Origin of the sequence: Flavobacterium sp. (assembly GCF_003525665.1) — a bacterium.
Lineage (GTDB): Bacteria > Bacteroidota > Bacteroidia > Flavobacteriales > Flavobacteriaceae > Flavobacterium.
On the sequence record NZ_DQDX01000091.1, the window covers coordinates 1 to 10,538 of the forward strand.

Genomic DNA, 10,538 nt, shown 5'->3' on the forward strand with positions numbered 1-10,538 from the left:
TTCTTCTTGCAAAGTGAAAATTTATAAGTAAGAATAAAGATAATCGAAAAGGTTTAATCAAAGATAAAAAATTTATGGAGTAACGGTTTCTTCTACAGGAGTTGCTGGTTTTGCTACGGCAGTAGAATCTGCTGGTTTAAAATAAGTTCGTTTTCTAGGAACAACTTTTGGTAAAACCGGAACATAAATTTCTGTAACCCATTTAGAAGGTTGCTTTTCATCATCAACACCTTTCACATAAACTTCAATAACTTGCTGTGATGAAGCTCTAACTAATTTTTGTTTAGTGATGTAATCAAATGTTTTTGCCCAAGCTTTTTGTGTATGTGAACGATCGCCTGTAAGTGTGGTTTTTACAGCAGTAAAAGGTAACATATTTGCCCATTCGATATCACTTCCAGGAGAAAATCGTAACGAATCTCTAACAGGAATACAAACCGACAATCCTATAATATCATTGGTTTTATCGTATTTATTGTAAATCACAAATGGTTTTCCGGTGCTGACAATATTATTTTTCTTGAAGAAACGTTGCATTTTCGGAATCATGATTTTTAAATTCTTAGCAACACTTTTTTCTTTACAGTAAATTGATTGCTTCAAATAAAATCCACCCGGACGATTGACAATTGCGTTTACTTTTATATCGAAAGTATTTAGCTCAAAATCTAATGTTTTATCTAAATTCTCTAACGTTTTAGCATATACATCTTCAACTGTTGATTTAATTCCGCCATTAAAAAAAGCTAGAATTTTCGATTTAAAGTCAAGTTTTCCTAAACTTATTAAGGTAACTTTTGTTCCACCAATGGTATCTTTAAATCTCCAAGTAATTGCAGCTTCTTCGCCATTACTAATCATTTTTTGAGATATACTATCGTTTTCTTTAAAGGATAATGTAGTCACTTTTCCATCACCTTCATTTCCGTCCCAAGTTATAAATGAATTTGTACCAATTGTTCTATTAGAATAATTCAATTGAATTCCTTTATCATCAACAATCCACGAACTAAAAGTTTCCCAATTTTTAAAATCTTTTACATAATTGTAAACAGTTGCTTTTGGTGTTTTAATCACTTTACTTCTCAAAATATCATAATTGGCTTTCTGTGTAGACACAAATACCGATAATCCGATAAAAAAAAGTAAAATTAGAAGTAGGATGTATTTAAGAATTCTCATGTCAGTTTATGTGGTTGGTGCCGTAAAAATAATAAAATAATTGAGTCATTGAACGATAGTTGATTTGAAGTTCAATGAAATAGTAATTTTATTAATGTTTGAAGAAAACTTTAATTAAAAAAAGCATCAAAATAAAAAGAATGAATCCAATTAAAACCCAATAACTTCCTTTATAAAATTTTTGATGTAATTTTTTATCTCCTTTATAAGCATAAGTAATTGCTATAACAAACGCTACAAAAAAGAGTGCAGCAAATATCCATTGTCCTTTAGTAAACATGATGTAATTTATTTTTCAACAAAAATAGTTAATTGTTTTTGATGTGTTGTTGAATTTCTAAAAAGAAAACTTTCTATTTTTATGAAGATATAAAACTGAATTTATAAATGAAGTTGAAAGTACAATTTCACTTCTAAATAACTAAAAATATGCAAAACAAACTCAACGCAGTAAAGGAATTTCACACATCATTCAAGATTGGTTACAGTGAGGAAATGAAAGGAAGTCTTGGTGAAAACAAGAATTTACTTCGATATAATTTAATGAAAGAAGAAAATGAAGAATATCTAGAAGCTGCGCAAAATGATGATATAGTAGAAATTGCCGATGCACTTGGCGATATGCTTTACATTCTTTGCGGAACGATTATTGAACACGGATTACAAGATAAAATTGAAGAAGTTTTCAACGAAATTCAACGCAGTAACATGAGTAAATTAGGAGAAGACGGAAAACCAATTTACAGAGAAGACGGAAAAGTAATGAAAGGACCAAATTATTTTAAACCCAATTTTGAGGCCATTTTGAAGTAGTATTCAGATTGCAGATGGCAGATTTCAGATTTCAGATTGCGTAATACATTTTACTATAAAGTTTAGAATATATATTTATGAAACCAGATTTATTTCAAGCTCCAGATTACTACTTGTTAGATGATTTACTAACAGAAGAACATAAATTAGTGCGCGATTCTGCTCGTGCGTGGGTGAAACGTGAAGTATCGCCAATTATTGAAGACTATGCACAACGTGCTGAATTTCCTAAGCAAATCATTAAAGGTTTGGGAGAAATTGGTGGTTTTGGACCTTATATTCCAGAAGAATATGGTGGTGCAGGATTAGACCAAATTTCTTACGGATTAATCATGCAAGAAATTGAAAGAGGTGATTCTGGTGTTCGTTCTACATCATCAGTTCAATCTTCTTTAGTGATGTATCCTATTTGGAAATTTGGAACTGAAGAACAACGAATGAAATATTTACCTAAACTATCTACTGGTGAATTCATGGGTTGCTTTGGATTGACAGAACCAGATCACGGATCGAATCCAAGCGGAATGACCACAAACTTTAAAGACATGGGCGACCATTATTTATTGAACGGTGCCAAAATGTGGATTTCAAATGCTCCATTCGCAGATGTTGCTGTAGTTTGGGCAAAAGACGAATCAGGAAGAATTCACGGATTAATTGTTGAACGCGGAATGGAAGGTTTTACAACTCCTGAAACTCACAACAAATGGTCACTTCGTGCTTCTGCAACTGGAGAATTAATTTTTGATAACGTAAAAGTTCCGAAAGAAAATTTATTGCCAGGAAAATCTGGTCTTGGTGCTCCAATGATGTGTTTGGATTCTGCAAGATACGGAATTGCTTGGGGTGCAATTGGTGCGGCAATGGATTGTTACGATACTGCTTTACGTTATGCAAAAGAAAGAATTCAGTTTGACAAACCAATCGCTGGAACGCAATTACAACAAAAGAAATTGGCCGAAATGATTACAGAAATCACTAAAGCACAATTACTTACTTGGAGATTAGGCGTTTTACGTAATGAAGGAAAAGCTACAACTGCTCAAATTTCTATGGCAAAAAGAAACAACGTTGATATGGCAATAAACATTGCTCGTGAAGCGCGTCAAATTCTTGGCGGAATGGGAATTACAGGAGAATATTCTATCATGCGTCACAGTATGAATTTAGAATCTGTAATTACTTACGAAGGAACACACGATATTCACTTGTTAATTACTGGTGCTGATATTACAGGAATTCCTGCTTTTAAGTAAAATTCCAATAATAAAATTCCAAATTCCAATTGTTTGGGAGCGAATGGCTTGGGCATTTTAGCAATCCTTTTTCCTGCTTTTCGTTACAATACTTGCCCAAAAGCAAGCATTTTCTCTACAATCAGGGCTATAGAGTATTCTCTTGGTTTCTATGGTATATAGATTAAACAATAAATAAATTTGATACAAAAAGCTTCTCACATTCGAGGAGCTTTTTTACATTTGTATAGATTTAAAACATCCAAAAAAGGAGAAAAAATCGTATATAATAAAAAAAATGCTATGAATATTGAAAAAATAAATGCTAGTATTCAATCCCAAAAAGACCAATTATTACAACACGCACTTTATGAAAAAGTAAAATCTGTTGAAGATTTACATACCTTTTTAGAGAATCACGTGTTTGCCGTTTGGGATTTTATGTCGCTTCTAAAAGCACTTCAAGAAAAATTAACCTGCACTACAACACCTTGGTTACCAACAGGAAATCCAGAAACAAGATACTTAATAAACGAAATTGTTGTTGCAGAAGAAACCGATTTAACACTTGACGGAAAACGCCTTTCACACTTTGAAATGTACATTGATGCTATGGAAGATTGTGGCGCCAACACAGCTCCAATTTTAGCGTTTTTAGAAAATGTAAACGAAACCAAAAACATCTTCGTTTCAATCAAAAAAAGCGATTTGCATCCTAATGTGAAAGCCTTTTTAGACTTCACTTTTAGAATCATCGACGAAGGAAAACCTCATAAAATTGCTGCTGCTTTTACCTTTGGTCGCGAAGATTTAATTCCGAGTATGTTTACCGAAATTCTTCGTAATTTTCAAACCAATTTTCCAGAAACTAACTTAGACAAATTGGTTTATTATTTCGAAAGGCACATCGAATTAGATAGCGATGAACATGGTCCAATGGCAATGAAAATGATTTCAGAATTGTGTGGCACCAACGAAACAAAGTGGAAAGAAATGCAAGAAGTTTCTATAGAAGCATTAGAAAAACGCATCGGACTTTGGAATGCCATCGAACAACAAATTGTTGAAAAACTAGAATTAGTTTAAGAAGCAACATCCAGCTATACGTTTCAAGAAAACCGTGTAAAGCAACATTTTTCTACATAAAAAAAGAGCTTCTTTGGTCGCTTTTTTTTCTGTGAAAAATTAGTTCCTTTACACGGTTTTGCTTTTCACTGCTATCTGTCCCGAAGCTTCGGGATTAACCTATCAGTAATCAATATTGAAATACCAAAATTTTGTGTATTTTTGATATCAGTCAGATAAATTTAATTTGGAATTTGGAATTTGGAATTTGGAATTTGGAATTTAAAAAATTGGAATTTAACCATTATGTCATCTCAAACAAGATTAACACGCGCTTACAAAGAAGCCAAACGAATTCCGTTTAACAACTCAGACAAGTTTATTTTGTTTAGTGATTGTCATCGCGGCGATGGAAGTTTTGCTGATGATTTTGCCAATAATCGCAATATTTATGTTCATGCTTTAAACCAATATTACAAAAATGGCTTTCAGTACGTAGAACTTGGTGATGGCGATGAACTATGGGAAAATATGTTTTTTAAGGATGTTTTAGATGCCAATAAGAATGTTTTTTTACTACTAAAGAAATTTTATTTACAAAATAAATTGCACATGATTTACGGTAATCATGATATGGTTTACAGAAACCCTTCGGTTGTAAAAAAGAATTTTGCAGAATATTTTGAAACTGGCGAAGGAAAAAACATGCCTTTGATGCCAAATTTAGAATTTCATGAAGCAATCGTTTTAGAAAACTCAGAAACCGGTCAAGAGTTGTTTTTAACACACGGACATCAAGCCGATTTTTTTAATTATGTAGGTTGGAAATTCAATCGTTTTTTTGTGAGAATTCTTTGGAAACCTTTACAAGTTTGGGGAATAAAAGACCCAACTAGTCCGGCTAAAAATTATCTTGAGTCCATAAAAGTAGAAAGAAGAATCAAAAAGTGGATAGCTGATAATGGAAATAAAATCACAATTGTTGGACACACACATCGTCCACATTTTCCAAAACCTCATGAAAACTTATTAAATTTTTTCAATGATGGAAGTTGTGTTCATCCAAGAAATATTACCGGAATTGAAATAGAAAACGGCAAAATCGCTTTAGTCAAATGGTTGATAGACACTAATAACGATGGTATCTTACAAATTGTAAAAGAGTATATTGAAACTCCAGTAGATTTAATTTCGTATAAATCATTATGAAACATTTACTAAAAATAGGTTCTTTATTATTATTCACTTTGCTTGTAAGCTGTTCAGTAAATGATACGGTGCAGACTTCAACGAATGGAAAAACAATAAAATACCTGGCACTTGGAGACAGTTACACCATAGGACAAAGTGTATGTGAGACTTGTCGCTTTCCTATTCAATTACAAACCGAACTTAAAAATGATCTTACGTCTAAAGATGTATTTGTAACCAATGTTATTGCACAAACAGGATGGACAACTACCAATTTAAAATCTGCAATTGCTTCACAAAATCCAGCAAATGATTATGATTTGGTTACCTTATTAATAGGCGTTAACAATCAATATCAAAACAAACCTTTTAGTTTGTACGAACTAGAGTTTCCGGAATTAATAAACATTGCTATTGCCAAAGCCAAAGGAATTAAAGCAAATGTAATTGTAATCTCAATTCCAGACTATGCCTACACACCTTTTGGAAATGGAAACACAACTATTTCAACACAAATTGATGCTTACAATGCTTTTGCAGAAAATTATTGTATTCAAAACAATATCACTTTTGTCAATATCACTGATATTACTAGACAAGGATTAGTACAACCTAATTTGGTTGCCAGTGATGGTTTACATCCTTCAGCACTTGCCTATTCTAAATTTGTGGAAAGAATTTTACCGAAAGCAAAAGTGATTCTCGGATTGTAAAAATTATTGTTTTTTTGACTTCCAAATAAATCCATCCAATAAATAATGGGTAAATTGCGGAACAGTTAGTAAAGGAACCAAAATAAACTGCCAATTTGAAAAGTCAAAGTTTGTTATTGAAATTTGTTCGTTCCAAACTAAAATCTCCCACAAAAATTCTTCTGAAAAAGCAATAACCAATAGAATTGCTATAAAAATAAGCACTCCTTTATAGTGCTTTAGCATACTTAAAAATCCTAAATTTTCACTAGTTTTTTTCTCAATCTCGTTCAGATAAATCAATGCCATGTATGGAATTCCGTGAGAAACAACATTTAATAGTGTAAAAACTAAATCGTTATTAAAGTAAACAATCCCAAAATACCAAGAAAGCATGGTTCCAATTATAATAGCATTCTTTGGGATATTAAAATAATTCGATTTTATGGAAATATAAATTGTTCTAACAATATAAAATACGACTATTGCAAAATAAATCCAAGTAAGAACTTCAAGCAATGTTGCGTTTTCATACTTCAAAAATTCATTTTCTACAAACCAATTGAACTTTCGTTTTGGCGATAAAAACCAATACAACATGGGATAAATTGTAGCCGAATAAATGATTAAATTGTCAATCCATGCATACGTTTTATCTTCATTTCTAGCATACAATCGCATAAAACCATATTGCTGACGAATGAAATGAAAAACAGCCACATAAGCCAAAACCGACCAAAATACCTGACTTCCAAATAGAAATAAAATAAACCCAATTAAGAAGCAAAAAATGGGTAATCCAATATATAATTGTTTCCTTCTTTGAAATTCTGAGGCAACAAAATAGGTTTTAAATAATGTGGAATAAACATGTGCAACATCAATAAAAACAATTAAAAACAACCAAGTATAAAACGAATAACTTTCTTCGATTTCGGTTAACCAATTTTGAAATAACAACACAATTGCCAACACAATAAAAGATGGTGCAAGTATAAAAACTCCATCGGTTTTGGCTTTATGTATCCAAGGTTGAACCATTACACTATTTTATTTACAACATTAATTCCTTGATGAAAAGCTTCTTCAAAAATAGATATTCCCGATAAATCTGAATGTGCAAAATAGATTTTATCATCGATTGATTGCGCTGTTTTTCGTTTGCTTTCGCCAAATAGAAATTCTGGTTTTGGACTAATCATTCCGTGACCTAAAAGATGAATATCGATACTTTCTGTTACTTCCTCAATATTGGGATGCGAAATTTTTAAATCTTCAAACACCAAACTTTTCCAATATTCTTTTGGCTTTTTATAGATTTCTCTTCTGCTTTTTCCACAATCTGATGATGAAAAACTAAAATAATACGTAATCACTTTTTTATCCTGAATTTGTTGCAACGACTGGTGTTGATCGAAAATATAACCCAATCCTTTCGAGCCATGAGCCACATTATCCCAGCACAATGGAAAACTAAAATTATCGGTTAAATCGGTAACTACTAATGTTGCCAAAAGCCATGGCGCATAATGAAAATCTTTGGTGAATTCTTTTCTGTCTTTAAACAAATATTGATTCACAAATTGCGGAGTTGCCATAATAATTTTATCGGCAATAATTTCAATAGAAGTTTTTGTTTTATCATCAAAAACCAAGGCTACTGCTTTACCATTTTCGATTTTCACTTCGTAAACCAAATGATTTTGCAATGTTTTTCCTTTAGAATATTTTTTTAAATGATGCGCTAATCTTGCGTTTCCTTCGGGCCAAGTTAAAACGTTATCATTTTTATCTTGCGTACTGTTTTGTTTTCTCGCAGCAAAATAATGAATTCCGGCATAAGCAGAAACGAATTCAATTCCTAACCCAAAATCGTCTCTGCAACAATAATCTACATAAACCAAAAGCGGATTTGATTTGAAATTTTGTTGCTCTAACCATTCTTTCATAGTTAGTTTATCCAAACTTTTAACAACATCATTTTGAGAAGATAAAGCCATCGGAATATTGAACCAATACAAACCAAAGTCATCTTTTTTGGTTCTAAAATCATCCATCATCGAAAAAAAACGAAATAATTCTTCGTCTTCCTCTGCAGAATTTCCAACTTTTGGAACAATTCCTTCTTGCCAATTGTTTTTGTAAAATAATCGTTCGTCTGGTGAAAATGTTAGTTGGGTTTCATCAAATTTTGGAAAACCTTTTTCATCATAGCCCAAAATAATCTTTTCTTCCTCGAGAAATTGCAGTAACTCTTTATCTTCCTGGTTTGGCAAAGGCAAATAATGTGCGCCAAGAGGAAATTTAGAATACTGATTTTCACCATTGGAAGAATTTCCACCCAAATTATTTTCTAATTCGACCAACAAAAATTCGGAAATTCCTTTTTTAGAAAGCTGTCTTGCAGCAGATAAACCTGTAATTCCGCCACCAACAATTAAATACGGAATCTGAATTTGCTTAGAAGGTTTTGGAAAATTTTTAACGCGAAGTTTATGTCCCAAAATATGATTGGTTCCAGACAATCGAATTAAAAGTGTAATTACTTGCTCTTTACAAGCATTAAGAAGTGGAACAATCAGTAAAGTTGCTCCTAAAAACTTGAAGAAATTTCTTCTTGAACTGCTATAATTTTCCCCATTCTTCATCGAAATAGCGTACTAAAACTTGGTTATCTAATCGATTAATTTCAATGTCTTTTGAAATCATATCTTTGGAAAAATAATTGAATTTTTCAAACTGATAATTGTAAAAACGCAATCCGTCAACAGTTCTATTGACTTTATTAAAATTGGTTCCAAAACCATTTATTGCAATGGTAAAACCCCATTCGCCAAACGATGGAACATAAGCATGATAAGCATCAATTTGAGGGAAAACTTGCATCACAGTCTTGTTGATACACCAAAATGATTTTGGAGCAAAATATGGCGAAGTCGTTTGAATTACCACAACTGCATCAGTTGAAAGTAGTTGTTTCATAGTACTGTAAAAATTCAACGAATACAATTTACCTAAACTATAATTAGATGGATCAGGAAAATCGATAATTACGACATCAAATTTCTCTTTGGTTTCTTTTGCCCAAATGTATGCGTCTTTGTTGAGCACTGTAACTTTAGAATTATTCAAAGCATTTTTATTGAAATCGACCAATACCTGATTGGTTTTGAACAACTTGGTCATTCCTTCATCCAAATCGACCAAAGTGACTTTTTTTACATCTTTGTATTTTAGAATTTCTCGAACCGCCAAACCATCGCCACCGCCAAGAACTAATACATTCTCAACCTTTTTAGCCATTGACATAGCTGGATGAACCAAGGCTTCGTGATAGCGATATTCGTCGGCAGAACTAAATTGGAGATTGTTGTTTAAGTACAATCGGTAATCACTTTTATTGTGGGTTAAAACGATACGTTGGTATTGCGTTGAATTGGTGTAAATGATATTTTCACCATACAATTTACCTTCAGAATAGGAAAGTATATTTTCGGAGAAAAAGAAAGTAACCAATAAAACTAGAAATGAAAAAATGGCTTTTGCTCTAAGTAGTTTTACTTTTTTTAATTCTGATTTTAATAAATAACAAAGTACAATAGCTATGGAAATATTAATCATTCCGAAGAATAATGACGTTCCCATTATACCAAGTTTTGGAACTAAAATTAACGGAAAAAGAATGGATGCTAATAAAGCTCCGATGTAATCAAAAGTAAAAACATTAGAAACCAAATCTTTGAACTCTACTTTGTCTTTAAGGATATTCATCAGTAACGGAATTTCCAATCCGACAAGACATCCTGTGATGAAAACTAAAAAATAAAGAATAAATTGAAAGGCAAAAGCCGTTTCAAACAACAAAAAAAGAATAACCGAACTCAATCCGCCAATTAATCCGACTAGAATTTCGATTTCTACAAAAGTATTGAGTAGATTTTTGGTAATGAATTTTGAAAAATACGAGCCAATTCCCATCGAAAAGAGATATACTCCAATGATGAAAGAAAATTGTTTTACCGAATCACCCAATAAATAACTCGCCAAAGTTCCTGCAACTAATTCGTAAACTAGTCCGCAAGTGGCAATGGTAAAAACGGCAAAAAGTAGTAAATATTCAAATTTTAGGAATTTTTTACCCATGAATTGCTGCACTAATAATCATTGAAATTCCAATAATTAAGGCTGCGAAAACAATAGCTACAGCAACATTATTCTCTTGTGATATTTTTTTCCAAGTATTTTCGGGCGTTATTTTTTCGACAATAAAATAGGCGATCAAAAGGATTCCAATTCCAATAGCAGAAAAAACTAACGAGTTGATAATAAGTTGAGTTATATTCATAATATTATTTTTTTT

General features: G+C 32.0%; 11 protein-coding genes. 5 read left to right on the plus strand and 6 right to left on the minus strand.

Annotated elements, in window-relative coordinates; all coding sequences use genetic code 11:
* Nucleotides 1-72: 72 nt before the first annotated feature.
* Nucleotides 73-1,182, minus strand: coding sequence for an SRPBCC family protein (locus tag DIU01_RS06790; RefSeq protein WP_290832794.1), 1,110 nt, complete (start codon nt 1,180-1,182; stop codon nt 73-75).
* A gap of 91 nt (nt 1,183-1,273) precedes the next feature.
* Entirely contained in the window at nt 1,274-1,462 is a 189-nt protein-coding gene (locus DIU01_RS06795) for a hypothetical protein (protein WP_290832796.1), read from the minus strand.
* Nucleotides 1,463-1,611: 149 nt separating this feature from the next.
* On the opposite strand from DIU01_RS06795, the gene DIU01_RS06800 reads away from it, so the two are divergent.
* The 5 genes from DIU01_RS06800 to DIU01_RS06820 all read left to right on the plus strand — a co-directional run bounded on the left by DIU01_RS06800 (nt 1,612) and on the right by DIU01_RS06820 (nt 6,199).
* Nucleotides 1,612-1,995 (plus strand): nucleoside triphosphate pyrophosphohydrolase family protein, encoded by a 384-nt coding sequence (locus DIU01_RS06800; protein WP_290832798.1) that lies wholly within the window; start codon nt 1,612-1,614, stop codon nt 1,993-1,995.
* A 77-nt stretch (nt 1,996-2,072) separates the two neighbouring features.
* Nucleotides 2,073-3,251 (plus strand): acyl-CoA dehydrogenase family protein, encoded by a 1,179-nt coding sequence (locus DIU01_RS06805; protein WP_290832800.1) that lies wholly within the window; start codon nt 2,073-2,075, stop codon nt 3,249-3,251.
* A 282-nt stretch (nt 3,252-3,533) separates the two neighbouring features.
* A complete protein-coding gene (locus DIU01_RS06810; protein WP_290832803.1) occupies nt 3,534-4,316 on the plus strand; it encodes a DUF3050 domain-containing protein in 783 nt (260 codons plus the stop codon).
* Nucleotides 4,317-4,601: 285 nt separating this feature from the next.
* Complete coding sequence (locus DIU01_RS06815; RefSeq protein WP_290832805.1) at nt 4,602-5,504, plus strand: metallophosphoesterase; 903 nt, start codon at nt 4,602-4,604, stop codon at nt 5,502-5,504.
* Complete coding sequence (locus DIU01_RS06820) at nt 5,501-6,199, plus strand: SGNH/GDSL hydrolase family protein (RefSeq protein WP_290832808.1); 699 nt, start codon at nt 5,501-5,503, stop codon at nt 6,197-6,199. The genes DIU01_RS06815 and DIU01_RS06820 overlap by 4 nt, the downstream gene beginning before the upstream one ends.
* Nucleotides 6,200-6,202: 3 nt before the next feature.
* On the opposite strand, the gene DIU01_RS06825 is transcribed toward DIU01_RS06820, so the two are convergent.
* From DIU01_RS06825 to DIU01_RS06840, 4 genes are all read right to left on the minus strand, one after another.
* Entirely contained in the window at nt 6,203-7,219 is a 1,017-nt protein-coding gene (locus DIU01_RS06825) for a hypothetical protein (RefSeq protein WP_290832810.1), read from the minus strand.
* Nucleotides 7,219-8,826: an NAD(P)-binding protein gene (locus DIU01_RS06830; RefSeq protein ID WP_290832812.1), complete on the minus strand. Its 1,608-nt coding sequence runs from the start codon at nt 8,824-8,826 to the stop codon at nt 7,219-7,221. Before DIU01_RS06830 ends, DIU01_RS06825 begins: the two co-directional genes overlap by 1 nt.
* Complete coding sequence (locus DIU01_RS06835) at nt 8,804-10,321, minus strand: polyamine aminopropyltransferase (RefSeq protein WP_290832814.1); 1,518 nt, start codon at nt 10,319-10,321, stop codon at nt 8,804-8,806. Before DIU01_RS06835 ends, DIU01_RS06830 begins: the two co-directional genes overlap by 23 nt.
* On the minus strand, nt 10,314-10,538 hold a 225-nt coding region (locus DIU01_RS06840), incomplete at its 5' end, for a DUF350 domain-containing protein (RefSeq protein WP_290832816.1). The genes DIU01_RS06840 and DIU01_RS06835, both read right to left, overlap by 8 nt.